The sequence below is a fragment of the Novosphingobium nitrogenifigens DSM 19370 genome (assembly GCF_000192575.1).
Classification (GTDB): domain Bacteria; phylum Pseudomonadota; class Alphaproteobacteria; order Sphingomonadales; family Sphingomonadaceae; genus Novosphingobium; species Novosphingobium nitrogenifigens.
In genome coordinates this window covers 1-23,950 of record NZ_GL876934.1, presented here as the reverse complement: position 1 = coordinate 23,950, position 23,950 = coordinate 1, and the positions used below count along the sequence as shown (strand labels likewise).

Genomic DNA, 23,950 nt, shown 5'->3' with positions numbered 1-23,950 from the left:
ATTCACTGCCTATAAGCGACAAGCCGCAATGACAGGCCAGTCAGGGCGCCAACGATAGAAAAGATCAGCGCTTCCTCCCCAAGCAGTTCGTGCCCATGAAAGAAAAAACAACCGACCAGTGCGCCGAACAATGTGCCAGCACCAAGGAATGACAAAAATCCAGTGGATTTGAGCCGATCGAGGGTCCACCAGACGGCTAATGATGGGACCGTAAAAATCAATCCCATCAATGAGAATGACGCCACAAGTGGGAGGAAACTCCCAAAAACAAAGACATAAGCGTCCATTCGAGACAGAGACGATGGGCTGGCTAATTTCCAGTCGATGGCTGCAGTCACGGTCAGCAAAAAAACGACGGCGCAAAAAGAACCACTAACAGCCCCTGCGCTCGTGATCGAATGTCGCATCGCATGTCAGTTAGATACCTATATCAGAAGCTCACATCCATCCCACTTGCCAGAGGTATCAACGGATCACCATCTGAAGATCCATCCCCCTCATCATCCTGCTCAGCGTTCACACCACCAGCTAACTGATACCGCTTGCCGGTCAGTATGTCCTTTTTCAACCTCGGCGTCAGATGGCTGTAGTGCTGCTCGATCATCGCAATGCTGGTGCCCATCTGCTTGGCCAGCGTGTGGATTTCCATGTGATCTTCTTTCAGGGCGAACGTCGCATACATATGCCGCAGGCTGTATAAAGTGGGACGCAATCCAGTTCGCGGGCATTTCAACAGACCGATTTCTGTCAGGTAGGCTTTGAAGCTCTGGCGCAGGTTCATGCTTGCCGTGCCATCTGGCTGCCGAACGACCGGCTCGGCTACCTTGGCTTTCAGCAACTGCTCGAAGGTCATGCCCTTGATGTCCTGACAACGCTCGTGGATGCGTTTCAGGTCATTGATCGTATTGGCCCGGCAGATGATGTCACGGCGTCCGGTTTTGCCAATCACCGACATTTCCAGATATTCCTGCCCCTTATCCTTGAACACACGGACATGCTGCCACAGCAGATTGTCGGTTTCCGTGCCGTGGCGCATCCCCGTGTTGGAGAGGATCAGCACGTAATCGCGCAGCAGGAGTCGCATATCGTGTGATTTGCCTTTGCGGCTGTCCGCGATCCATGGGGGAAATGGGCAGTCAGGCTGCGATATTCTTCCCGCGTAAAATCCGGCCTGCGTTCGGCATCACTCCCCTTGTTGAGCAGGGATGGGACTTGGTTCTTGCTCATATAACCGCGCGCCACGGCTTCCGTGAAAACGCGGTTCAGGGCGCTGTTATGGGTGTTGACCGTGCTGGCCTTGGGATCCCGCTTCATCGCGGCCGTGCGCCACGTATCGAACGCCTTGATATCGTCGTAGCCGATGTTTCCCACGTGCTTCTTGCCGAAATATGGGATCAGGTAGCGATCAAGGGCCGTGATATAGTCCTCAAACACCTTCTTGCCGCCACCGCCGTTCAGGGAAGTCCGCATGTCAGCGATCACGTAGCGGGCAACGTCCGCGAGCCGCCGCGTGATGACGGGCACATCGTGCTTCTGCTTGAACTGGTATTCCGTGAACAGGTCTTTGGCCGCTCGCTTGGCCTTGTCCAAATCGTCGAGCTTCATCGTTGTCCTGACCCAGCGAGAACCAATCTTGATCTTGCCTGCCACGCAGAGCTGCGCGCCCGCTTGTAGAGCAGGATGTCGCCGTCATTTATCGTTCCGTAGAGGCGCTTAGCTTGGCTATGGCCAACACTGTGTCCCACACAGCGTTTCTGGGCGGTTAAAGCGCAAGGGTCGATCTGAAAGTGTGCTACGGGTGTGCTATGCTTTGGACAAAGAAAAAGCGCCCTCGCCAGGCGCTTAAATTTCTGTTTTCATTGGGAATTTTGGTAGCGGAGGAGGGACTCGAACCCCCGACACGCGGATTATGATTTCTGCATTCAGACTGAAATCATTGCATTTTTCTGTAAACCGCTGCTCTAACCCCTCTTTTACAATCAATCACTTGCCCTTGGCCTGTAAACCGAATTACCGGTCAATACTTGCCATTTCTTGGGCCTCCCTTTGGTCGCCGATCAGCCGTTCTGCGTCAAGATTTTTCCCTCTCACACGGACCGAGTTGGCAGGTGTGCGAAGCATCTCCATGCCCTGCCTTTTGGGTGACAGCCTCCTCGTTCAGCCCCCTGCCCTGAAGCGATCAAACACCCCAATTGGCAAAGGAGGCGCCCATGAGCACCACCCTTTCCCATAGGGGGCTGCCAGCGGGCGTTGGCCGGTTCGATCTGCTTCGCCTGTTCGAACAGGTGGCGAGGCCGGGCTTTGGCCTATCGTCCACGGCTGTAGCTTTGGTCCGGCACTACGTTCTCAAGACCATGGACGGCGACTATCTATCGGGTCGTATCTGCGCGGTATGGACGCAGGCTTGCCGCTTTGCCGAAGCTTTGGGCCTGACGCCGCGTTCGATCAATTCGGCCGAGCGGGAACTGGAGCAAGCCGGCTTCATCATCCGCAACGCTGGCATCAATGGCGAGCGCGCTGGCAACCGGCAAGATGGGATCGTAGTCTGGGCCGCAGGCATCAACCTTGCCCCGCTGGTCGAGCGCTTTGCCGAAATGCAAGCCAAAGCCGAAGCGCTAGAGTTGCAAGCCCGCGCCATCCAGCAATGCCGCGCCGAGATCCGCCAGTTGGGCCAGCGCATACGCGAGGCCGGTGACGAAACTTTGCGCGAACGGGCCGAGACCATCCTGCCCGATGGCCGCACGGCGCGGATCACCAACATCGACCGCCTGATCGCTATCCGCGAGGCCTTGTCCGCCATGCTCGTCACCATTGAAAATCATTCGGAGTCTGGGCCAGATCCCGATCCTCGTGCACTGAAAACTTCCGACGCGCCGGAAGAAAACTGCGCACCCAATATACAGGACAAAAACTCACCACGAAGGCGTACCGCGCGGCTCCGCGATCCGCTGGAGCGCATCCGGCCCGCGACCGCGCTGGTGGTGGCCACCGAGAGCTATCGCGGTATCGTCGAGGCGCTGGGCGGACCGACCTGGCCCAACCTTGTCGAGGCGTCGTGGCGCAGTTGCGGGCGGCTTGGCATCGCCCAAACCACATGGGGACGGGCTTGCCAGCAGTTCGGGCGAGAACGGGCGGCGCTCAGCGTGCTGCTGATCGACAGGAATGCCGAATTGCCGCTGGGCCATCGCTATCGGGCGGGCTCACCGGCAAGGTGTTTGGCGGGCATGGTGCGGCGCTCAGGCTCGGCAGGCGTGAACCTCGCGGGGCTGTTCCGGGCCACGGAGCGCAACGCCCAGCAGGCGCCGTCGCAAGCCTGTGCGGCTGAGCCCCCCATCGAGCAGCAGGTTGGCCCACTGGCCAATCTGACCGCGAGGCTGATGGCCAGCATGGAGCGGCGCGTCACATCTGACAGGTGAAGCTCCCCAGCATCTCACCTTTCCAAACATCCACACACTCACAAGCCCACACGTCCACATGTGAACGGGCAAGGAAATCTCCATGACCATCATCGCCATCGTCAGCCAAAAGGGCGGCTCGGGCAAAACCACGCTGTCGGTAAACCTCGCCGCCGCTGCTGAAGCCGCTGGCGCAATCGCACTTATCATCGACACCGATCCACAGGCCACCGCCAGCCAATGGGGCGCATGGCGCGCCGACAAGGCGCCAGAGGTTATCGACAGCGCGCCGCCGCGTATCCAGGCCAAGGTTGATGCCGCCCAGCGCCAAGGCGCGACCTTCATCGTGATCGACACGCCACCCCATGCCGATAGCGCAGCCAGCAGGGCTGTGGAGGTGGCTAATCTGGTGCTGATCCCCTGCCGTCCCAGCGCCTTCGATCTCGCGGCGATCAAGACCACCGTCAGCCTCGTGCACCTATTCGACAAGCCAGCCTATGTGGTGTTCACTGCTGGCCCGCCCTATGCGCCGCGCATGTATGAGGAGGCCGCAGAATTGGTGCAGGGCTTTGGGATCGAGGCTTGCCCGTACATCCTGCCTGACCGTGCTGTCTATCGCCACGCCAGTGCCGCTGGTGCTTCGGTGATCGAGTTCGAGCCCGAGGGAAAGGCCGCCGCAGAGATTGCTGCGATTCACATCTGGAGCGATGCATATGTGAACATGTCCACAAATCCAAATGAGGGAGTGTGACCATATGAGCCGCTTTGCCAATCTTGCCGACAAGCCCAAGGCCAGTCCCAAACCGCAACCCCAGCCTGCAATAATTGGCAATGAAGATGGCACCACCGCAACGGCATCGCCTGGCGCTCCGCTCAAATCGAACAGCCGTGCTGGGCGTAAGGCCATCGCCGCCTACTTCTCGCCCGAGATGTCCCTTGCCATGCATGTCTGCGCCCGAAAGCATGGCCTTAGCCTTCAGGAACTCATGGCAGAGGCTTTCGATGATGTCCTTCGCAAATATGGACAAAGTCCCGTGGGTGAATGACCATCATGGGGGACAATCCGGAAGGGCAGGTTACGAAATACGATGGCCGGAAAGCTGCCACTTCAACGCTGAAGGCATCTCCCAACCATCTTAAGCCGTTACCCGGCCCAAGCTTGAATGGCCGCATGGCAGCGCTGATCCGATCGGTCAGCGGAGCCTGCAACTTCTTCACTGCGCGTGGCTTCTTCATATCACCGCCACCTGCCGAGGGCGGCTTTCACGCAGGTGGCGAAGTAAGGGATGCCGGAATCTCCGGGGAACATCCGGTCCACATAGTGTCCGCCATGCGACTTTATGAGAGGACGCAGCGACGGCGAGCCCAACGCCTTCGAGACAAGGAATGGCTCGATGCTTGGGCAATCGGCACCAAGGCCCACGATCCCGCGCGCGACACCGAGGGAGAGGTCGCCCTTATGGAACTTGGCCTCGACGTGGAGGCGCACCGTCGAGTGGCCGGGTTGTTTCGCGCCGGCCCGCGCCGCCGCAACGCCGTGCGCATCCAGCGCTACGACGTCGAACTCGTGGAGTGTCGACGAATCGCCCCTGATACGAATGCCGATGTGCAATTCGCCCGAACGGCGGCCGTCGGTGAGCGTGGCGTAAGTGTAGGCGACAGGGCTGGTCAGCAGTCCCGGTCCTTTGCGGAAGGTGAACTGGTTCTTTTGGGACCCGGCGTTGACGAAGTCGACCTGCCAACCCTCTGTTTTCGCGATTCCCACTGTCTCCGCCCAGAGGTAGGCTTCGTAGAGGTCGTCGAGTTGCGGTGCCTTCGAATTCGGCCAGAACGAAGAGGAGGCACCGATCAGGTTGGTGAGCTGACGGATCAGGGCGAGGGTATCGGTGGCGGCGCTCATATGCGCCCGCGCAACTCGGCGATCAGGACCGCCGCCTGTTCGGCATTGCCAAGGAGGGGCTGCAGCGTGTTCATCGTGATGGTTACGTCATCCTTTATCGCGATCAGGCGCACCAGTCCATCACCCCGCGCGTTGAAGCGGACATCGCGTCGATCAGTCGAGAACGCCAGTTGCTCTGCCCCAAGCGATTTCATCGCGGCGCTTACCATTCTCGGCGCATCGACGAGGACGGATTCTATCTCTTCCAGCAGGAGCGCCAACATGGCGCGACTGTCGAATTCGTCACCTTCATCGCGCGCAGCCCTGCGCGACTGGTCTGCTAGCTCGGTTGCGCCGAACTCAGCCAGACCCGCTTCCAGTGCGTGAAGGAAGCCCTGCGCCTCTTCCTGAGTCATCACCACATTGCCTCCCCATCCTGAAGTGATCAGCCACCTAAAACGGCGAAGTAGGGTGGGCCGATGTCGCCTCCAGAGCGGTTTCGAAAGACCTAAATCGGAAGCTGATAACGAACTTCTATCAAGCCAAGGCCATCAGACCACAATCAGCCTGCCTTGGTCAATTGACGATGAACGTCAGATTTTTTTTGGGGGGTGATCGACGGATTTCGGGCTTGCAAGTTGGGGAAGCGCGACCGATGTGCGCGGCTGTAGGAGATCATGCACAGGCCCGATCGCGGCCAACACGCCAGCGAGCATGGAGACGATGGCTAGCCCGATGATCCACGGTTGCAGCTTGAGATTAGCATGCGCGCTAAGAAGATCTGCTTGGACTGAGAGGCTTTCATTCAAGGCTGCCACATCGGCGAGGAGTTCGCTCGATTGCCGGGTGATCCGCTCATGGATGATCTCCGCGAGCGGTTGGGCCTTTTCATTGAGGAAAAAAGGCTTGTAGGTAAAAGACAAGAGGTCCGACGGGATCCAGCCAGTCTTAGCCGCGTGACACAACTCTCTTGCGACGACTGCAGCATCGATACATTGCGCTGTATCAGCCCGCACCCGCGCCAAAGCTTTGGTCGCACTTCTGCTACCGACAATGGCGGCTGCACTGTCACGCGCTAAGACCACCTTGCGATTATAGAAATCGAGCACGCGGTGCAATGCAATCGACGTGAAGCCTCGACGAAACATTGAGTCAAAACGAGATATTCGACCGCAGTTATCGCTGCCGTAGCCAGCCGCCTCATAAGATTGAAGCTGGTTTAATGTCATCGACACCAAGTGGAGGTGGCTTGCGTCGTCTGTGTTCGCCGTACGGCTCATTGTGGCTAGAACTTGCCCGTCCTTTGCCCGATATTCGTACACTGCAGTCGTTCGTGCGAGATCAAGCGCTCCAAGGAGATTGGAGGTTTCGGAGATAAAAGGCTCTGCGCCGTCGATGACATCGAGAAGGCAGCATGATACAGCTTCCTCATTGGTCGAGAGCAGGCCGGGAAAATGCCGGCGGTGCCACTCGGTGACCTCATGTGCCCACTTTTCCCGCCTCTCCCTAACTATAGCCCTTTGTTGCAGCCACACGTTCGAGATCGATACCACCCCATTTGGGCGTTGAAATATCTTGGGCTGATGATCGCGATGCAACTCGTCATCAAGCCAGTCACGCTCGGAGTCCTTGAGGCGAAAACTCATAGTGAGCGTGGTGAGGGACGGCGTTATGTTGGCGATAGTGCCATGGGCGGCTTTGGCAAAACTTGGCAGGGCACAATAATGCCCTGGCCCCCATGCGCGGCCTTCCTTAGGAACAAGATAGAGTTCCATCGAACTGCCCTGTCGCCCACGTTCCTGTCTTAGCCAGTTGGCGGGACCGCACTCGCCATATTCCTGACCAGCGGGCTTGAGGCGTTCGAGTGCACCGCGCAGGACGGCTATGTTGTCCGGGGTGAAGAATTCAAGCGTCCAGAAGTACCATGTCTGGACATGCTCGTCAGGACTGACGCGATATTTCTCGAGATCCTTGGTGTCATGTTTACGGCGGAACTGGAGCGAGCGGTGATAGGCCGGTGATTTGACGCGCCCCCCTGTCCATCGGGACAATCGAGAGGCTATTTTGTATGGGATTGATCGTGGTCTGTCATACCAGGGAGGCGACGATTGAGTATCTGTTTCGCCCTGAGGCTCGACAGATGAGAGTTCCGGGGCGGACAAGGGCTGCATTGTCTCATCTGGCAGCATGGCTTGCGCATCGTCGTGCATGGGAGCGTTTTGCCTCTGATAGTCGTGACTTACCCAAGGAAGCCGGAAAAGCCAGTTTCACACCGACGCGAGGCAATCGTCAAACATGAAGGCTGCATTTCCGGCGTGCGGTGCGCTGACTTATCCGCAATTGCTTGCCAACCGGCCCCATTGAGCCGCGCCGCTTTCGCTGGATGGTTTACCTTCGTAGTGCGAAATGAGCGATGGCCAGCTTTCGTCGATCAGGAAAGAGACTCTGAGCGTCGGGTTTGAGGGCGACTGCGACACAGCATGATCACCGAGCCTTCGAAATGCTGCCCCTTGAACATCACGCACCCTTGAAAATCAGCATCTTTGCATCCGGATAGCAGACTGGGGGAAAATTTACGACAGAACCGGTTCATGCGGTCAGAACCTTCGCAGGATCAAATGGCACCTTCGCGTGCTGCAACTCGCGAGCCAGCAGTGTCTTCCAGGTAGTCCCGCCGGCATCGAAGGGAATGTAGGCAATACCGTCAAAGTCTGATGGTTTTTCGACATCATCCTTCACAAGCGCGGCCACGTTGGCTGGCCCAAGCTTTCCGAGGAAAAATCCAAGTTCGAGCACGACATTTTGCCGCGCTCTGGGCTTCCGATCAGCGACACCCGCGAGGCCACCTTCATCATCGGGCGTCATCAGCACCACTGCGAAATCGGCGCCATCGGCCTCTTCCCGAAATTTGGTGAGCAAGTGCCTCCCCCCGTTGGGGCGCATATGCAGAATGATCGGTTCCAATCCGATCGCTCCGAGGAACAGGGAAACTTCGTTCTTTGTCGCGTCGTCCCGACCGTGAACCACAAATATTTTCCTACTGACTTCTGGCACAACGATTTCCTCCAAAATTTCACGCTCCAAAATCAGCCAATCCTTGCGCGGCTCTGGATGGATCTCGATCTTATCGCTCTCCGCCAATCCGACGATGGCCGCCTGTATTTGATCCGACGCCTCGGCCGGTCGGAGCCTTCCACCAAAGTGCTTCAGCAGAATGTTTTGGGCCTCTAGTGGGACATTATGGGCGTAGGCACGCTTGCCAGCAGCAATCAAACCCTCGATCGCCGCATAGACCGCGCTTGCTGCCTCTGGCGTATATTGCGGTTCGCTCGCCCGAGAGTCTCGCGCGGAACCATCGTTCGACGGAAAGCGGATGGAGATTTCCGAAGAGCCGCGGCGTTCAACCGCCGCCACTCCCTTGCCCGTGATCTTGGCCATTCCGGCCGCAATGCCCCCGTCGCCTGCAAGTGCCTTCCAATCGATGAGGCCTATGTCGGCAAGCTGCTGGCACACACTCCCGATAACTCGCAGCTCAACCGGATGGGGTGCGAGAACGGTTTCAGAGATCGGCACCCACCCACCATTGTTATGCCGCAGGTTGTGGAAATGCTTGAGCAGTACCCCTCTGATTTCGTCGTCTTCGATTGGCATGGTCAACTCGCCCTCGTCGTAATGGGTGTGGCTCGAGGTCGAAGGTGCCGCTGCACCGACCGTTTGGCGATCTCTGAGCATCAAGGCCTTCTGCAGCGCATGCTCGACTTGATCCAGCGTCGATGCTTCGACCTCGACATCCCCGACGGCGATGCGAATGCTGCGCCCCTTGCGGGACCGCATCCATGCAACAGCATATCCGGCGATGGCCGTGATCGCCGGCGGTCCCAGCGCCTGCATCGCGACGACGAACTCGGGCAATGTAAAACCGTGGGCAGCCACGGAATCCATCGCGATCGCAGTCTGGTGGTACGGAATCTCCGCAGCGCGTAACCCACCCCCAAATCGCGCCAGATCATCTTGGAATGCCGGCTCGCCCTCTCCCGGATCGTCCGGTGCCTTCACAAGATTAATGGTCAATTGCCCGGCGTTGAAGCGCTGCGCGTTCATCAGCCGCCGGTTGCGTGCATAGCTTTCCGCGAACATGCGCAAGTACGCCGCTTCCTCCTCCGGTGTGATCAGCTTCGTGCGCTTCGTCATGCCGTCCATCTATGTCTGATAAACTCCCTTGCCCAAGCTGAGTCAACGTCTGCGTTCAGCAGAATCCCGTTCGTCGCATCACTCGCGGAAGGCAGAAAGTCCCAGACCACCTCTTTCAGCAGAGCACCAGCCAGTGTGAACGTATGGCGGGTTCCGATGCCCTGACCAAGGCCCCCGAATGTCCCGAATGGCGGCGGCAATGGCGGGACCGGAGGAGAGGGTGAAACTGGGCATGACGCCGACGTAGCATAGTGACAGGTCGCTGTCGGTAACGCTGATGCTGCAATCTTGCCTGCATAACTGGAAGCGTATCTGTTTGACATGCCGTCTGGCAAAGCAGTCAAGCTTGCCTCGGATCAATCAAGATACTTGCCGTGATCGGGTTGCTGCACTAGGAGAGGGCGCACCGGGATAAAGCAACCTCCCGGCCAGGCGTCAGCCCAAGTGTTGCCTTCTCCGGCCTGCATTGTGCGGGCGGAAAGGTGATAGGCACATAAATGACGACCTCTCCTTCCCATCCTGATTTTGCCGAACTGGTGCGCGTATCCGCCCGCATAGGCTGTCTCAGCTTTGGCGGGCCTGCGGGCCAGATCGCGCTGATGCACCGCGAACTGGTGGAGGAACGCGGCTGGATCAGCGAGGACCAATATCTCCACGCTTTGAATTTCTGCCACCTGTTGCCAGGGCCTGAGGCGCAGCAACTGGCCATCTGGATCGGCTGGAAACTGCATGGCATCCGGGGCGGGCTGGCGGCGGGACTGCTGTTTGTCATTCCCGGCGCGCTGGTCATTCTGGCGCTCTCGATGCTCTATGGCGCGGCGGCGCATCTGGCGTGGTTTGCGGCGCTGTTTCTTGGCATCAAGGCGGCGGTTCTGGCCATTGTGGTGCAGGCGGTGCTGCGGCTTGCAGGCCGCGCGCTGGGGACGCGGTTCCGCAAAACTGCGGCGGTCTTGTCCTTTGTCGCATTGTTCCTGTTCAATGCGCCCTTTCCGCTGGTGGTGATCGGGGCGGGGGTGATCGGCTGGATCGCGGCGCGCTGGCGCCCCGCGCTGTTGGGGCTGAAGGGCGAGGCGGGATCGCCTCCCGATACGCCGCGCCCCTGGGGCTACAGCGTCCGCGCCGTGCTGATCGGCGCTTTGGCATGGGCAGCGCCCATGGTGGCGATTTTGGCGCTGCTCGGGCGCGATCATGTGCTGTGGCGGGTGGGGGTGTTCTTCTCCAAGCTGGCGGTGGTGACCTTTGGCGGGGCCTATGCGGTGCTGGCCTATATGGCGCAGCAGGCGGTTTCGGCGCAGCACTGGCTGACCGCCGCCGAAATGGCCGATGGGCTGGGGCTGGCCGAAACCACGCCGGGGCCGCTGATCATGGTGACGCAATTTGTCGGCTATCTGGCCGCGTTTCGCAGCCCTACACCTTTCACCCCGCTGGTTGCGGGCCTGCTGGGCGCGGGGCTGACAACATGGGTAACCTTTGCTCCATGCTTCCTGTGGGTGTTTGCACTGGCGCCGTGGATCGAACGGCTCGAACGCGCCCAAGCACTGAAAGGCGCGCTGGCGCTGGTCACTTCGGCCATTGTCGGGGTGATCGCCAATCTCTCGGCATGGTTCGCGCTGCAGGTCTTGTTCCATGAGTTGCGGCCGGTCTGGGGCAGCCTCAGCCTGCCGGTGTTGGCCAGTTTCGACTGGCGCTCCGGTTTGATCGCCGCCGGTTCCGCTTGGCTGATCATCGCCCGCAAATGGAACATCATGCGCGTTCTGGGCCTCGCCGCCGCTGGTGGCTGGCTGCTTTCTCTCCTCCCCTGACACCCCCCATATGGAGCATCCGCATGGCTGACATGTCCCGCCGCAACGCTCTTGGCACTATCGCTCTCGGTGCCGCTGCCGCCGCAGTGCCGCTCGAGACTGGCGCGCAAACCGCTGTTCCTTCTGTCACAGTGCCCGCGTTCGCCGGCGGCCACGCGCCCAAGCCTCTGGGCTTTGATGCGACCAAGCTCACCGGCTTGTCGGAAAAACTGATTCGCTCACATTGGGAGAACAATTACCAAGGCTCGGTCAAAGCGCTGAACATGGTCGAGGGGCGCCTTGCCGCCGCGATGGCCGACAAGGATCTGCCCCCGGTCATCTATGGCGATCTCAAGCGCGAGGAACTGCACCGCACCGGCTCGGTCATTCTCCATGAACTCTATTTCGAACAGTTGGGCGGCGATGGCGTGGCACAGGGCGCGATTCGCGAGGCTCTGGCCAAAAGCCACGGCAGTTTCGAGGCCTGGGAGGCCGAATTCCGCCGCACCGCCATGGCGCTGGCGGGCGGTTCGGGCTGGTGCATTCTGGCGTGGAACCAGTACACCAAATCTCTGCACAATTACTGGGCCTGGGACCACACCAATGGGCCGGTGACGGGCACGCCGCTGCTGGTGCTGGACATGTATGAGCACGCCTTTGCCATCGATTATGGCGCGGCGGCTGCCAAATATGTCGAGGCCTTCTTGCACAACATCGATTGGGCCGTGGTCGATGCGCGCTACAAGGCCGCCACGCGAGGGTAAGGCTGGAACAGGGGGGTGAGATGAGAGGTTTTACATACGGCGGATTCATCGCGCTCCTTGCCCTTGGCGGATGTGCGCAGGCCGAGCCCGCCTCTCAGGCGCCGTTAACGCTGGAGCGCGAGATCGCCTTGCCCGATGTGAAAGGGCGGATAGATCATCTGGCACTGGATGTGGCGCATCACCGGTTGTTCGTGGCTGAAATCGCCAATGGTTCTCTCGATGCTGTCGACCTCGCCAACGGGCAGCGGCGGCGCATCACCGGCCTGGCAGAACCGCAGGGGGTGGCCTACCTGCCTGCGCTCGATCAGTTGGTTGTCGCCTGCGGTGGCGATGGGACGGTGCGGTTCTTCAATGCCGCCACGCTGACGCCAGTGGGCAGCCTCAAGCTCGGCAGCGATGCTGACAACGTCCGGGTGGACAAGGCAAACGGCCTTATCGCGGTGGGCTATGGCTCGGGCGCGATCGCGCTGATCGATCCTGTCAGGCGCGAGATCGTCAGGACCATATCGCTGCCCGCGCATCCAGAGGGCTTCCAGATCGATGCGGCGAAGGGACGGCTCTATGTCAACCTGCCGAATGCGGGCGCGGTGGCCGCCGTTGACCTCGCCAAGGGTACGGTGCTGGCGCGCTGGCCTGCGCCGCACCACCTGAATTTCCCGATGGCACTGGGCGCGGAGGGACAGACCCTTGCCATCGTCTCCCGCCTGCCAGCCCATCTGTCGGTGCTCGATGCAGCCAGCAGCGCGGTTCATCTTGATCCGTCAACCTGCGGCGATGCCGATGATGTGTTCCGCGATGCCAAGCGGCAGCGTTGGTATGTCAGTTGCGGCTCGGGCAAGGTCGAGGCCTTCTCCGAAACTGCTGCCCCGCTCGGCTTTGTCAAAACCGGATCGGGTGCGCGCACCTCGCTCTATTCTCCCGATCTTGACCGCTTGATCGTGGCGGTGCCTGCCGGCTGGACCGGCGGCACCGCCCGATTGCTTGTCCTCAAACCCGAAGATTGATCCGAAAGGCAGCCCATGTCAGCCTTGAACGCCATCGCCCCCGCCAAGCTCATGCGGCTCCTGGGCACGCCCAAATGCCCCGTGCTGATCGACGTTCGCATGGCCGAGGAGACCGATGGGCGGCTCTTTCCGGCAGCGATTGGCCTGAGCGGCGCGGATGTCGCCCAATGGGGTCGGAATTATGCGGGGCAGGAGGTGATCGTCATTTGCCGCAACGGGCAGGCGGTCAGCCCCGGTGTGGCGGCTTGGCTGCGACACCACCGGGCCGATGCGCAGATCCTCGAAGGTGGCGTTCTGGGCTGGCAAGCGGAAAAACTGCCATTGATCGGCGCCGAGGCTCTGCCACCGCGCGATGACCAGGGACGCACGGTCTGGGTGACGCGCGCGCGGCCAAAGGTCGATCGCATCGCCTGTCCATGGCTGATCCGCCGTTTCGTCGATCCGCAGGCGGTATTTCTGTTTGTCGCGCCGTCGGAAATTCAGGCCGTGGCACTTGCCTTTGGCGCCACGCCTTTCGACGTGGAGGGTGAAGGCCTGCGCTGGACTCACCGGGGTGAGCTTTGCACCTTCGATGCCATGGTCGAGGATTTCGGGCTTGGGGATTGGGAACCGCTGGCGCGCCTTGCCACCATCGTGCGGGGGGCGGATACCGACCGGGTGAAGATCGCGCCCGAAGCCGCCGGGCTACTCGCGCTTTCGCTAGGTCTGTCACGTATGTTCGAAGACGACCACGCCCAGTTGGAGGCGGGGATAATCGCCTATGATGCACTATATCGCTGGAGCCGCGATGCCTATGACGAAACCCATAACTGGGCGTCACACCGTCCTAGACGGTGAGGCCAACATTGTCGTCCATCTGGCTGACCGCGAGCAGCGTTGAATCCGGCCATTCGACGCCTTGTGTTGGAACATGAACGAAGGCGCGCTAACGACGCTCGGAGGCTCGTCTGGGAACGGCTGCTCTGAAGGCGAAATTCTTTCGAGTGTGGTGCCAGTCTGCTGGCGACCAACTCTCGCCGTTCCAAGACCTACGCCATAACGGCTGTTCCCGACGGAACCGGCCGTTCTTGATACGAGGAGCAGAGCGACAGCAATGCGCTCTGTCCTATCCGTCGCCGTCTGAAATTGACAAGTGAACAGTGTTGATAGATAGCCTCCGTCAACCGGGGGAAGTACGGAATGGTCGACGAGAAGCAGCGCGAGGAACCAGCGGCTGACGAGCACGATCGGCTCACCGCGGAACTTCGTGCTGCCGGCATCGATCCAACTAAGTTCGGATTCTACGATCAGCCCGCCTTCGTGGCGATGGAAAAGCGCGACAGAATTTACATCCAGAAATACGCCGAATGGGTCATCACCCGCCCCTTGAACGCTGCCTACGAGGCCCACGCCCGCACAACCGTGCCCAAGCTCGCGGCGATCATCGCCTCTGAACTCGCCGAGAACGCTATGTCGGGTGCGTGCATCACCGCCTACGGAATGATGGTACGGATGCTCGACCGCTTGGGCGTCTGGAGCTTCGGGTTGTATGGGTCGGCCAATCTTGACGTGCCCCACCGCGGACTGCGCCAGTCTTTCCATGCAATAGATGGAGCCGTTGATCCCGCCTCCGTGACTGGACATGCATGGCTTTGCGCGCCGCCTTACCTGATCGTCGATTCCTCGCTTGCGCTCCAAGACTGGGACCATGCGCAAATGGTTGATATAGTGCCGCCGAGTATCGTGGTCGATGACACGGCCGCGACGGTCATCGAGCCGACGGTCGAGGATTGCGCCAGCGAGGGGGCGCGCCACTATCATGGACGCCGACTTCAGCGGACAGGCTCAGATCTGCTTCACTCCTTGGAACCCCGCCTCGCCTCGTTCGGCCAACGGTTCCCGGCACACGAGGTCGCCTTGGGCGAGTTGTCCGTGCGGTACGTTCCAGTGGCGATCCGGCTACCAAATCTGTCGCTAGAGCATATTAACCTCGAGACCGGTTGGGGCCGCTCCGCCATCACCATCTGGGTCGATGTCGTTGCGCCTGCCTTCGGGCTTAGTTGAAGATTGGCGGCGGAGCGACAGCACCAGTTCCGGGGGTGCAATACGTAACTCTGGCTGTCTTGTTGATATTAGCAATGTCTATCGGGCAGTGGGTCCCATGAACTTCAACCTGAATCGAACTAACTTCTTAGCTGGGATGTAGTAGTGAATGTGACAGAAAGCATTTCCGAATCGACGCCTCTATTTGGCAGATATGCGCGCGAATTCGGGCCAGTCATTGAAACCGTTTTGGAGCGCTCATCAAATTTCCAACACTACTTCACGTCGGAAGAATCGTTCGGCGCTATTTTCGCGGACGGATCAGCTACGGCGGACGCGAACCGCATCTGCGCACTGGAGATGCTTCAGAATTCCCACTTGGCCGCGCTGCTCTGCCTGTCACGTTCCAAACAATGGCTGCTGGCATGCTGGAATTCATACCAACGAGGAGACCTGCTTGCGTGGTGCAACGATCTGAGGTCGCTGATTGAGTCCACCGCAGATTTCTACAGCGACCTCAATCTACTCGCGATTTCATTAGCAGAAAGCATGCCCAAAATTCGGGGAGCCCTTGCCGGTGAATGCGCAACGTCGCTGACTTTCTCGGAGTTTGAAGACAAGATCACGCATTTCATGCATGCTCGGAAGCTGAATGGAGCAGAACGCGCCCAGCTCTCCAACGTGTTCGAGGCGAAGAAGACTTTCGAATATGTGAAAGACCTTGAAAGGTTCGATTTGGAGGGCCTTTATTCCTTCTACTCGGAACTCTCGCAATTCGCCCATCCTGCAGAAAACTCATTGCACCACTTCTACAAGCAAGCTCCAGATGGGGGGTGGATGGTCGTTAACACTGGCGGCTCAGACACTATCAATGCACTTGTTAAGAAATATAGAAGAATTATCGACCGATTTTCTGCTTATGCGTTCATGCCCGGCCTCCTTTTAATCCGAGTCCTGGTTCCATTTCATATCTTCCCCAAGCACCCAGAACTTAAAAAATTCCCGTTTGAACTCAGCCCGTCTTGGCCGAGGATCCAGAAAGCCCTGAAGAAGTAGATTGTTGCGTACTGGCAAACCCGCGAATGGCCTGTGTTGGCGCGACCAGACGTTCCCAGTTACGGCGCAGATCGGCAGGAAAGTCCCACGACTGCGCGTTCCGATGCCAGCGGCACCCGACCAGATTGCGTCGTTCCGTGGCGCTGGCAGGAGTGTCCGCAATGACCGCAACTGGCCGTTTCACGTTTCGAGCATGCTGTGGGCGATATGATCGGCCGAAGTGAACAGCGATTTCAACGGCATTCGCGGCGTAGAAAAGCCAAGAATACCGTCGAAACCAAGGAGCTAGGTGTCAGACATGCGCCGCAGCCAGGGCGCCGTCCGGGCGTGCCCGGAACTGTCCGAGCCAATAGTCCAGACTTACAAAACGTCCGCCGCCGTAGAAGAAGAGGACAGCAAGCATGATGACATAGGTGACCGTAAACTCGATGCCGTTGTTGAGCACCACCGGGTCGCCATATTGGGTGATGTAGTTGAACCGGCCGGGAAAATTCTGTGCCAACCATTCCATGAAGGCCTGGAGCCGCATGGTGGACTCGGCGGTCTTTCCCGCGATTGCCGCCCACCCGTGCGACCAGTGGACCGACAGGCCGGCAACCGTCATCGTCACCATCAGCGGGATCGAGATCAGACGGGTAAACAGGCCGAGCGCCAGCAGGATGCAACCGGCGGTTTCCGTCGCCGTGGCGAGAGCCGCCATCAGCAGTGGGGCGGGCATGTTCAGCCCACCCTGTGCAACGGGGGCGCCAAACCACTGCACCAGCGCCTCGAAGCCGGTCAGCTTTGCGTGCGCGCCTTCGTAAAAGATGGGCAGCAGATAGAGCCGGATGGCGAGCGGGGCGAGGAAGTCCAGCGCGCGGGCCTTTTCCAGCGCGGTGTCAACAAGAGCGATCAGTTTCATGCGGGGTCTCCGATGGTCTTTGGGATGGGCAGAACAGGCCGCAGACCAGACCACGCGTCAGGCTGGTCTGGAGTTCGACGGCCGAGCAACAGGGCATGAGCGCGTCGAAAAGCCCGACAAGCGGCGCCGCTTCCTTCGCACGAACATGCTCGACCAGCAGGCAATCCGGCAGTGTCAGCGGCAGGGTGAGCACCTGATGACTGGCGGTTCGGAAAATCGCATGCGGGCGATCGACGGCGTCCCCCGCGACCGCTGGCCGGGCGGGATCGAACTGCAACAACACCAGACGGGCGGTGGGGTTTAGCGAAAGCCTGTCTACATCCGTGCTGGCGGGTGGCACCGATGCGGGGTCGATCTCTGCAGCGAGCAGCGCCCACTCATATTCCAGCAGCGCGATCTGTTGGGGCGACAATACAAGTTGGCGCTGCGCAAAAAGCAGAAACTCGGTGGCGATATGGTGGAACTGCGGGCGCGTCGCCGGGTGGCGCTGGATAAAGGCTTCGATCGCCGCATCCAGTGCCGCGCTGCCGATACCGCCGGTGAACAGCGGGAAGCTAGCCCGCAGGACGTCGGCGACATTCTCGCGCAGCAACTGGCCGTATATCTCCGAGCCGATTGTGCGGGCGGCCCGGCAGAAGCCGGCGAATTCCATCGCCATGGCGGGCGGTGCGGCGGTTTCAGGCGAGGACATGGCGGCCTTCGTCGACGGCGGTTGCGATATAGCCGAGATCAGCAAGCAGGACATCGAGCGCGGGCACTTTGTTGTCGCGTTCGAGCAGCAGCGGGCGCGCGCCATGCAGCGCCCAGGCCTTTCCTGCGAGCGCCATGACTGCGTCGGCGACTGGCGTGCCATGGGTATCGAGCAGAAATCCGTCGGCAAGTTCGAGATGCCCGGCGATGTGATAATAGACGATGGCCTCGGACGGCAGCGCGCGGAGGAACGCGTCGGCATCGGTGCCGTGGTTGCGCGCATTCACATAGGCGTTGTTGATGTCGAGCAGGATGCCGCAACCGGAGCGCGCGACGAGTTCAGCGAAGAACGCGCCCTCGGTCATCTCGCCGGGATAGCGATAATAGGCGGAGATATTTTCCAGAACGAGGCGGCGGCCGGTGAAATCCTGCACCTGCGCAATGCGGCCTGCAAGATAGGGTAGGTTCTCCGCGCGGCGCGGAACCGGAAGCAGATCGTAGAGATAGCCGGTGCTGTCGCGCGCGGCGCTCAGGTGATCGCTGTAGATGGCAATACCATAGTCGTCGAGGAACCGGGCAACATCGCGCAAGAAGGCGGTGTTGAGCGGCTCGGTATCGGCGATGGACAGGCTCAGGCCATGCGCGACCAATGGATAGCGATCAGCGATGCGGTCGAGTTGGTCGCGCTTGCGACCGCCGATCTGCATCCAGTTTTCGGGGGCGACTTCCAGAAAATCCAGACCTTTAACGGCCGGCAATTCGAGAAGGGTGTCGACGAACTCGGGCCGAAGCCCAAGTCCGCGCGCGCCTTCGGTCAGCGTCCGCATACGCCCTCCGCCAACCGGCTTTGGCTGTTTTCAGCGACCTTGTAGCCCTTGCCGGTCAGGCCGCACTTGCCGTCGCGGGCGCGGACCAGGACGCCGTTCGGATCGTGCCGGAGCTTGGTCTGGCTGTAGATCTTTTCGGTGCCGCACTTGCCGCTGGCGCATTTGCCGCCACCCTTGGCGGGCTGTGATGCGGTGGCCGGGGCGGGAGCCTGCGGCGCTGCATAAGCCGGGGCGGCAAGCAGAGAAGTGGCGGCGATGCCCAGGATCAGTTCATGCTTCATGATGATATGCTCCTTTTCATTCAATGGGAAAGCGGGAAGCAGGAGAGATCGCGGCCAGCAAAGACGGGGCCGTGATAATAGCGCTGGATGATCGCGACATTCTTGTCCTTGTCCTTCAGCGAGCGGCCCATGAAGTGGTCGAGGACGAGCATCTTCGGATGGATCTGTGCCGCGATCTTGCCGACGACCGTTGGCGTCGCATGGAGGAAGCGGGACTGGGCATCGGCATCATCGTCGATGGCGGCGGGCATCATCAGCAGGTCGGCGCCCTTGGCGAAATCGATGAATTCCTTGCGGCTGCCGTTCTGGTCGGCCGAGAGCACCATCACGCCCTTGGGCGTGTCGATGCGATAGGCGAGCGCAGGCACATCGCCATGCGGGATGCCCAGAGCGGAAATGGTGACGCCATCGCCCTGCCAGACCTTGGTGGCGACGGGGCTGGCGACGTTGACGTTCGAGGGGTGAACCGACAGGTTCAGGCCATCGGTGCCGCCAGACAGTCCGGCCAGATATTCAAACGCGCCATGGCCTCGGCCGAATTCGCGATCAAAGAAAGCGGTCATGCTGGGGAAGTTTGCATTGCCGCCGGGGCCAACCAGCGCCACGTCATGACGGCCGCTGAGGAAATAGGCGCCCTTCAGGATCGCCGGCAGGTCCGCCACGTGATCGGTGTGGAAATGCGAGATGCCGATGAAGTCGAGATCTTCGAGCCGGGCGCCGGTCTGGCCATAGCGCAGATAGGTGCCGCCGCCTGCGTCGATCAGCAGTCGCGCCTTGCCATCGATCCACACCACCGCGCCCGATGACGCGCGGGCGTCGTCCGAGACGGGGCCGCCCGATCCCAGCAACTGGAGGGTGATGCCGCTCTTGCAGGTGGTGGCATCGTCGGCGGCGGCTGTGGCGGGCGCCGCAGCCTTGCCGGTGGGCGTGGAGGAACCGGAACATCCGGCCAGTGCCAGCGCGGCGGCCAAGGCAGAGAGGGGGAGATACGGCTTCATGTTGGTCTCCGATGCGAGAAAAGAGGGGCCGGTTCAGGCCAAGGCCAGCAGGTGGATCAGGCCGAGGCTGATCGCCCCGAGCACGAGGAGCGAGAGGACGACAGCAGCGGTCACGCGGCCTCCGGCATGGGCCACCGTGCGGACATCGACCCCCAGACCGAGCGCTGCCATCGAGACGACGGTGAGCAACGTGGCGGCGTCGTTCGCCGGAGCCAGCGCGGCCTGCGGGATCAGGCCGAAGGAACGCAGCCCCATCAGGCCGAGAAAGCCGATGATGAACCATGGCACGAGGTGGTGCAGGGGCAGCCTGCCAAGGGCGGGGCGTTCGCCGGTGGTCACATGCGGGGGCAATTCGTCGGCTTCCTCGCGCAGCTTTGGCGCGATCAGCGAAAGGATCAGGCAGACCGGGCCAAGCATCAGCACGCGCACCAGCTTGACGAGCGTCCCCATCTGGACGGCGGTGGCCCCACCGGGCGCGGCGGCGGCGATCACCTGCGGCACGGCATAGACGGTGAGGCCTGCAAGCGCGCCGAACTGGTGGCCGCTCAGGTGCAGGCCAAAGGCGAGCAGCGGCAGCATCAGCACGACCACCACGCCCAGAACGGCGGTAAAGCCGATCGAGGCCGCAACGTCCTCGCCGTCCGCGCCGATCACCGGCGCCACTGCGGCAATGGCCGAGTTGCCGCAGATCGAATTGCCGCAGGCGACGAGCAGCGCCATTCGCGTCGGCAGCCCCAGCAATCGCCCGATCAGATAGCTGCTGGCGATGGCTGCACAGACCACGAAGGCGATGCCGATCAACAGGCCCGCTCCGGCGGCCATGATCGTCGCTGCGCTGACCGAGGCGCCCAGCAGGACAACGGCGAGTTCGAGCAGAACCTTGGCGCTGAACGTGATGCCGGGAAACCAGCGCTTGTCCGGCGTCCAGACGGTGCGGACGGTTGTGCCGATCAGGATCGCGAGGACGAGCGCTTCCAACCAGGTGCGCCCGAAAACCGCCGCTTCGATCCGTTGCAGGATGAGGGCGCCTCCGGTCACGGTCAGGCATAGTGCGAGGCCAGGCAGAAGGGCGCTGCCGGGCAGTTCGGGGTGGCTGGACAGGCTCTGTGTCGTCACGTTGCATCTCCTTGGTGAGACACAGATGCGACCAGCCGACCGATCAATCCAACGATCAATTTATATGGTTATGATCGATTTAAGTTGTTGATTGGCCGCGCTCCGGCCTGATCGCGCTGGCGATGGAGCGTCATCAACGCCCTCCGGCAGCGCGTTTTCTTGATCCGTCGAAAAATCCTCGTGATCAAACCAATCACTTGAAACGATCAGATCACCCAGTCCGGCTGCGCGTTGAAGCTCTTGATCGTATCGAGCAACGCATCGGCCGCCTTGCTCCGGTAACGCTCCTTCTGCCGCAGCCCATGGAAGGGGCGCGGGGGAAGCGCGAGCGGCAGCGCGAACAGCGCGCGGGCTTCCAGAAGCGGGGTTACGACCAACTGGGACAGCATCGCGCTGCCCACGCCCGCGCGCACCGCCGCAAGAACGGCCTCGTTGGACGGCAAGGTCAGCACCACGTTGAGCGTGTGCGGGTCGAGGCCTCGATCCAGAATAGCGGCCTCGAAAGTCGAGCGCGTGCCGGATCCGGGCTCGCGCATCACCCATGGGGCCGCCGCCAGCCATGCATTGGTGATCGCCTCGGCGGGGGTGCTGCTCACCAGCAACATGCGGTCTTCGCCCACCTTCCAGTACGCGAGCGATGGATCATCGACCGCCCCTTCAATGAAGCCCAGTTCGGCCTCGCCGTCCCGCACGCTGCGTGCGGCGCCTTCGGTGTTGGCGATCGCGACGGAGAGTTCGATCTCGGGATAGCGGCGGTGAAAAGCGGCCAGTCGCTCGGGCAGCCAGTAAGCGGCGATGGTCTGGCTGGCAACAAGCCGCAGATGGCCGCGCTTGAGCCCGGCATATTCGCCAAGCGCCAGTTCCGCCTCGGCCGCCCGCGTCAGCACGGCCCGCGCCTCACCAAGGAAGAAGCGACCGGCATCGGTCAACTCGATGCCGCGCCCCACGCGGTGGAACAGCTTGATGGCGTGCCGTGCCTCCAGCGTGGCGATGGCGGCAGAAGCGGCGGACTGCGTGACGCCCACAGCGTCCGCCGCTCGCGTCATGTGCTCGCGTTCGGCAACGGCGACGAAAATGCGAAGCTGTTCCAGGGTCATGCGCGGAGGTTAGCAGCTTCCTCGGATTTGTCATCGTCGATGGACGGCGTCGGTCGGCGGCGGTGCCGTTGGCCGACACCATGCCCCAACCGATCAGCGGCAGGGAGAGCCGAGCCGCACAGCGCAGCACACACGGCCTCCTATCGCAGTCACATTTCTGGCTAGCGGACAGTTCTCGCCATGCCGGATTTTGCCGATGAACCTGCCATTCAACCCTTTGCGCGGGAATGGCGGCATTGTCCCATTATGCGGCATACTGTTTACGGTCGCACGCGACCAGGCCTCGCCTTGCAAACCCCAAGAGGCAAGGGTGCGTCGACTATTGGTTCCGATAATGACGCCTTGGCTCCAACAATCGGCTCTGAGGGCGGAATCTCCAAAGTGAGAGCGGGAGGAACGGCTTTCGAGTTCCCTGAACCCGAAAGGATTTCCTATGCTTCAATGCCACCAGGGGCCAGCAACATATGTGGGCCAGCTTGCTGACGCTTCTCGTCGTTTAATGCCGCATCTGTCTGCCACCGAAAAACTCACCCGGCGGATTATCAATCAAGCCATGGAGGAGGCCACCGGCTGCACTTCGGCCTCGGGAGCCTGGTCTCAGCGTGACAGCTTTCAGATGCTGGAAATGGCTTTACTTCGCTGGCTAACCTGCCAATCGATCCCGTCATCGGCCGATCTGGCACTCCCATTGCTGCACAATCTAGAAGCGCGCCTCCCAACCCAGACCGTTCGCAGCGAAGAGCAGGTCGAGCATCAGCATTTCTCCACGCCACTGGGATTGGCGTGGCTGTCGGCCCATCTTGCCGACATCCAACCTGACGATGTGGTGCTCGAACCAAGCGCAGGCACTGGAATGCTGGCTATATGGGCCAGACACGCCGCCATCCTGTACCTCAACGAAATCGACCCAGTCCGTCAGGAAATTCTGCGCCACTTGTTTCCCAACGCGACTGTGACCGGCCATGATGCCGCCCGTATCGCGGCTCATCTGACCCAGCGGCCCAGCGTGATTCTCATGAACCCGCCCTTCGCCCGCAATGCTGCTGGCCTTGAGGATCCCACCACAGCCGCACGTCACCTCGCCGCCGCACTTGGCGTTCTGAAGTCCGACGGCCGCCTCGTCGCCATTATGCCGGACAGCTTCCAACCCCACGGCCGCCGCGCGGAACTGTTTCAGCGCGCGCTGCAAGGCGCGAGTGTGGCGTTTCATGCCCGGCTTGAGGGTGCTTTTGCCAAACAGGGCACGGCGATCGCCGTGCGTCTTTTGGTGATCGAAAAGTGCGTAGGTTCCATCAACATGACTGTCATCAACCGGGCCACAGTTGCCGATCTGGTGCCCTTCCTGTCCAAGGTTCCATCGCGCCGTCGGGGCGCAACTGAATTGGCGCTCGTGGCCGGACCTCCAGTTTCGACTGCCAAAACCACGTCCACTTTACTGGGCGGATTCCGCTCAGCCGTGCCGAAACTGGCCGCAGCAGAGTCGCGCGGCGATGCCACCGGCGCCATCCCTCTGGTCTACACCCTTCGCGACACCATCGCCGAAGCCGAACAGGCAGTCGGCGTCTATGTCGCCTATCGGCCCCAACGCCTGATCTTCGAGAATGCCGCAGACCATCCAACCCAGTTGGTCGAATCGGCAGCCATGGCATCAGTGGCGCTTCCGAAGCCAAGCTACGTCCCCCAGCTTCCTGCCAAAGTGATCCGTGACCGTGTGCTCAGCCGCGCCCAGCTTGAAACGCTGGTCCACGCGCTCGACGCCACATCGTTTGATCTTCCCGATCGCTATCGCGTGCCGGAGCGCGGCCTGGAACTGGTGCCTAATGCCGACGGCGCCATCTACCGACGCGGCTTCTTCCTCGGCGATGGCACGGGTGCTGGCAAAGGCCGGCAACTCGCCTCGATCCTGATGGATCAATGGCTGCGCGGCAATCGCCGCCATCTCTGGATT

General features: G+C 60.9%; 24 protein-coding genes. 10 read left to right on the top strand and 14 right to left on the bottom strand.

The window, feature by feature from the left end; translation table 11 throughout:
* Positions 1-2: 2 nt before the first annotated feature.
* From Y88_RS14270 to Y88_RS14260, 3 genes are read right to left on the bottom strand one after another with little or no spacing between them, the layout of a single operon-like run.
* Positions 3-407, bottom strand: coding sequence for a hypothetical protein (locus tag Y88_RS14270; RefSeq protein ID WP_157132665.1), 405 nt, complete (start codon positions 405-407; stop codon positions 3-5).
* 23 nt (positions 408-430) lie between these two features.
* Positions 431-1,084, bottom strand: coding sequence for a site-specific integrase (locus Y88_RS14265; protein WP_008070489.1), 654 nt, complete (start codon positions 1,082-1,084; stop codon positions 431-433).
* The gene (locus Y88_RS14260; protein WP_008070479.1) at positions 1,054-1,605 is read right to left on the bottom strand and encodes a hypothetical protein; all 552 of its coding nucleotides are present in this window, start codon (positions 1,603-1,605) and stop codon (positions 1,054-1,056) included. Before Y88_RS14260 ends, Y88_RS14265 begins: the two co-directional genes overlap by 31 nt.
* 605 nt (positions 1,606-2,210) lie before the next feature.
* On the opposite strand from Y88_RS14260, the gene Y88_RS14255 reads away from it, so the two are divergent.
* From Y88_RS14255 to Y88_RS14245, 3 genes are all read left to right on the top strand, one after another.
* Positions 2,211-3,416 (top strand): helix-turn-helix domain-containing protein, encoded by a 1,206-nt coding sequence (locus Y88_RS14255; RefSeq protein ID WP_008070478.1) that lies wholly within the window; start codon positions 2,211-2,213, stop codon positions 3,414-3,416.
* 82 nt (positions 3,417-3,498) lie between these two features.
* Positions 3,499-4,146 carry a ParA family partition ATPase gene (parA, locus tag Y88_RS14250; RefSeq protein ID WP_008070476.1) on the top strand — a complete coding sequence of 216 codons (648 nt, stop codon included), beginning with the start codon at positions 3,499-3,501 and terminating at the stop codon, positions 4,144-4,146.
* Positions 4,147-4,150: 4 nt separating this feature from the next.
* Positions 4,151-4,441, top strand: coding sequence for a ribbon-helix-helix domain-containing protein (locus tag Y88_RS14245; RefSeq protein WP_008070475.1), 291 nt, complete (start codon positions 4,151-4,153; stop codon positions 4,439-4,441).
* Positions 4,442-4,632: 191 nt separating this feature from the next.
* On the opposite strand, the gene Y88_RS14240 is transcribed toward Y88_RS14245, so the two are convergent.
* The 4 genes from Y88_RS14240 to Y88_RS14225 all read right to left on the bottom strand — a co-directional run bounded on the left by Y88_RS14240 (position 4,633) and on the right by Y88_RS14225 (position 9,474).
* On the bottom strand, positions 4,633-5,295 hold the full coding sequence (locus Y88_RS14240) for a hypothetical protein (protein ID WP_008070470.1): 663 nt from the start codon (positions 5,293-5,295) through the stop codon (positions 4,633-4,635).
* On the bottom strand, positions 5,292-5,690 hold the full coding sequence (locus Y88_RS14235; RefSeq protein WP_232281093.1) for a hypothetical protein: 399 nt from the start codon (positions 5,688-5,690) through the stop codon (positions 5,292-5,294). Before Y88_RS14235 ends, Y88_RS14240 begins: the two co-directional genes overlap by 4 nt.
* A 177-nt stretch (positions 5,691-5,867) precedes the next feature.
* Positions 5,868-7,484, bottom strand: coding sequence for a hypothetical protein (locus tag Y88_RS14230; protein WP_008070468.1), 1,617 nt, complete (start codon positions 7,482-7,484; stop codon positions 5,868-5,870).
* A 379-nt stretch (positions 7,485-7,863) separates the two neighbouring features.
* The gene (locus tag Y88_RS14225) at positions 7,864-9,474 is read right to left on the bottom strand and encodes a TIR domain-containing protein (RefSeq protein WP_008070466.1); all 1,611 of its coding nucleotides are present in this window, start codon (positions 9,472-9,474) and stop codon (positions 7,864-7,866) included.
* Positions 9,475-9,962: 488 nt separating this feature from the next.
* Between Y88_RS14225 and chrA the strand changes: the two genes are divergently transcribed.
* From chrA to Y88_RS14195, 6 genes are all read left to right on the top strand, one after another.
* Complete coding sequence (gene chrA, locus Y88_RS14220; protein ID WP_008070462.1) at positions 9,963-11,267, top strand: chromate efflux transporter; 1,305 nt, start codon at positions 9,963-9,965, stop codon at positions 11,265-11,267.
* 23 nt (positions 11,268-11,290) lie between these two features.
* Positions 11,291-12,010, top strand: a complete 720-nt coding sequence (locus Y88_RS14215; protein WP_157132664.1) for a superoxide dismutase — start codon at positions 11,291-11,293, stop codon at positions 12,008-12,010.
* A 137-nt stretch (positions 12,011-12,147) separates the two neighbouring features.
* On the top strand, positions 12,148-13,014 hold the full coding sequence (locus Y88_RS14210) for a YncE family protein (RefSeq protein ID WP_408637196.1): 867 nt from the start codon (positions 12,148-12,150) through the stop codon (positions 13,012-13,014).
* Between the two features lie 15 nt (positions 13,015-13,029).
* Positions 13,030-13,851 carry a chromate resistance protein ChrB domain-containing protein gene (locus Y88_RS14205; protein ID WP_008070459.1) on the top strand — a complete coding sequence of 274 codons (822 nt, stop codon included), beginning with the start codon at positions 13,030-13,032 and terminating at the stop codon, positions 13,849-13,851.
* A 342-nt stretch (positions 13,852-14,193) separates the two neighbouring features.
* Positions 14,194-15,057, top strand: coding sequence for a hypothetical protein (locus Y88_RS14200; protein WP_008070458.1), 864 nt, complete (start codon positions 14,194-14,196; stop codon positions 15,055-15,057).
* A 144-nt stretch (positions 15,058-15,201) separates the two neighbouring features.
* Positions 15,202-16,092 carry a hypothetical protein gene (locus Y88_RS14195; RefSeq protein ID WP_157132663.1) on the top strand — a complete coding sequence of 297 codons (891 nt, stop codon included), beginning with the start codon at positions 15,202-15,204 and terminating at the stop codon, positions 16,090-16,092.
* Between the two features lie 292 nt (positions 16,093-16,384).
* Here the strand turns inward: Y88_RS14195 and Y88_RS14190 are convergent, their stop codons facing one another.
* From Y88_RS14190 to Y88_RS14160, 7 genes are all read right to left on the bottom strand, one after another.
* Positions 16,385-16,993 (bottom strand): HvfX family Cu-binding RiPP maturation protein, encoded by a 609-nt coding sequence (locus Y88_RS14190; protein WP_008070457.1) that lies wholly within the window; start codon positions 16,991-16,993, stop codon positions 16,385-16,387.
* On the bottom strand, positions 16,971-17,684 hold the full coding sequence (locus tag Y88_RS14185; protein WP_232281092.1) for an HvfC/BufC family peptide modification chaperone: 714 nt from the start codon (positions 17,682-17,684) through the stop codon (positions 16,971-16,973). Before Y88_RS14185 ends, Y88_RS14190 begins: the two co-directional genes overlap by 23 nt.
* Positions 17,671-18,510, bottom strand: coding sequence for a DUF692 domain-containing protein (locus Y88_RS14180; protein WP_008070453.1), 840 nt, complete (start codon positions 18,508-18,510; stop codon positions 17,671-17,673). Before Y88_RS14180 ends, Y88_RS14185 begins: the two co-directional genes overlap by 14 nt.
* Positions 18,498-18,791, bottom strand: coding sequence for a hypothetical protein (locus tag Y88_RS14175; RefSeq protein ID WP_026166977.1), 294 nt, complete (start codon positions 18,789-18,791; stop codon positions 18,498-18,500). The genes Y88_RS14180 and Y88_RS14175 overlap by 13 nt, the downstream gene beginning before the upstream one ends.
* Positions 18,792-18,811: 20 nt before the next feature.
* A complete protein-coding gene (locus Y88_RS14170) occupies positions 18,812-19,789 on the bottom strand; it encodes an MBL fold metallo-hydrolase (RefSeq protein WP_018075834.1) in 978 nt (325 codons plus the stop codon).
* Positions 19,790-19,822: 33 nt separating this feature from the next.
* Positions 19,823-20,905 carry a YeiH family protein gene (locus Y88_RS14165; RefSeq protein ID WP_050805637.1) on the bottom strand — a complete coding sequence of 361 codons (1,083 nt, stop codon included), beginning with the start codon at positions 20,903-20,905 and terminating at the stop codon, positions 19,823-19,825.
* A 206-nt stretch (positions 20,906-21,111) separates the two neighbouring features.
* Complete coding sequence (locus Y88_RS14160) at positions 21,112-22,002, bottom strand: LysR family transcriptional regulator (protein ID WP_008070444.1); 891 nt, start codon at positions 22,000-22,002, stop codon at positions 21,112-21,114.
* Between the two features lie 466 nt (positions 22,003-22,468).
* On the opposite strand from Y88_RS14160, the gene Y88_RS14155 reads away from it, so the two are divergent.
* A partial coding sequence (locus Y88_RS14155) for a strawberry notch-like NTP hydrolase domain-containing protein (RefSeq protein ID WP_198133360.1) occupies positions 22,469-23,950 on the top strand: 1,482 nt, incomplete at its 3' end.